Raw genomic sequence first — 1,304 nt, 5'->3', positions numbered from 1 at the left:
TCGGCCTGGGCATCCCCTTCGAGGCCGTGGAGCTGGAACTGCCCGAGGGCACTCTCCTCGCCCTGTACACCGACGGCCTGATCGAAACCCGCGACGACGACATCGACGTGGGAATGCGCCGCCTGGGCGCCGCCCTGGCCCAACCGGATCGCTCCCTGGAAGAGCTGTGCACTCGAGCGACGCAGACCTTCCCGGGTCAGGCACCGTCCGACGATGTCACCCTGCTCCTGGCGCGGACGCGCTCACTCAGCCCCACCCAGGTCGCCTCCTGGACGCTGCCGAACGACCGGGCCGCTGTCCCCAACGCCCGGCACATGGCAACCCGCCAGCTCACCGAATGGGGCCTGGAAGATCTCCAGGACCCCACCGAGCTGATCGTCAGCGAACTGGTCACCAACGCCGTCCGCCACAGCACCGACCCGATCGGACTGCGCCTGATCCAGCACCAAGTCCTGACCTGCGAAGTATCCGACACCGACGCCAACTCCCCGCATCTGCGTCACGCACGCGCCACCGACGAAAACGGACGCGGCCTCTTCCTGATCACCCAGCTCTCCCGCAGATGGGGCGCCCGCCCGGAATCGGGCGGCAAAATCATCTGGGCCGAACAAGACCTGGACTCCGCACCCTCACGCGCACGTGCCTCCGGCACGCCACCCGCGCGCAAGGAGTAACCGTGACCTGGATCTCGGTGGCGTCCAGGCGGAGCTCGATGCCTTCGGCCTGGGCATAGGCGAACACGTCCGCCAGTGTCCGCAGGCGCAGGCCAGGACGGTCGGGGACCGCGCATCCCCGCTCGGCCAGGAGAGTACGTATCTCCCCGATCGCGCGGGGCGATGGTGGAGCGGTCGACGCCGAACAGCAGCCCCAGCACCGAGTGCGGGAGATCGTGCCGCAGGTGGATGAGGGTGGCCACCCTTCGGTCGACGAAGACCAGCTGATGCCGGGCTCCGGCTCCCGCAGCCCGTTTCCTCGGCCTTCCCCGTGCCTCGTGACGGCGACCCTCGACACCGGCCTGCCACGGCTGGGCCAACTCCTCGATCAGGCTCACCAGTTGGATTAGCGAGTCGTAGTGATCCTGTGGCACAGTGTGACGCGCACGTCCGGCGCCCAGGCGACGTCGGGCACCCTCCTCGGCGCGGCCTTACGGCTTGTCGACCAGCGTCCGGAGGGACGCGTCACGCGGGCTGGCGACTACTCGGCTTCCCTAACCGTTCCTAGTCAGTGAGCAGGAGTGGGTCTTGTACCCAATCCTGGTCAACTGGCGCATCCCGAACGGTGGTGGATGCACTGGTCTCCCGCGT

General features: G+C 68.3%; 1 protein-coding gene and 1 pseudogene. One reads left to right on the top strand and one right to left on the bottom strand.

The window, feature by feature from the left end:
* Positions 1–674, top strand: a 674-nt coding sequence (locus tag ACWDA7_RS53015; RefSeq protein ID WP_450615415.1) for a SpoIIE family protein phosphatase, incomplete at its 5' end; no start/stop codon positions are given.
* On the opposite strand, the pseudogene ACWDA7_RS53010 reads toward ACWDA7_RS53015, so the two are convergent.
* Positions 637–1,087 (bottom strand): annotated as a pseudogene (locus tag ACWDA7_RS53010) (helix-turn-helix domain-containing protein); the annotation flags it as partial. The gene ACWDA7_RS53015 and the pseudogene ACWDA7_RS53010 sit on opposite strands and share 38 nt — an antisense overlap.
* Positions 1,088–1,304 lie beyond the last annotated feature (217 nt).

The organism is Streptomyces sp. NPDC001156, from assembly GCF_053598275.1.
Note: the sequence above shows the minus strand (reverse complement) of the source record. Positions and strands in the feature narration are given on the sequence as shown.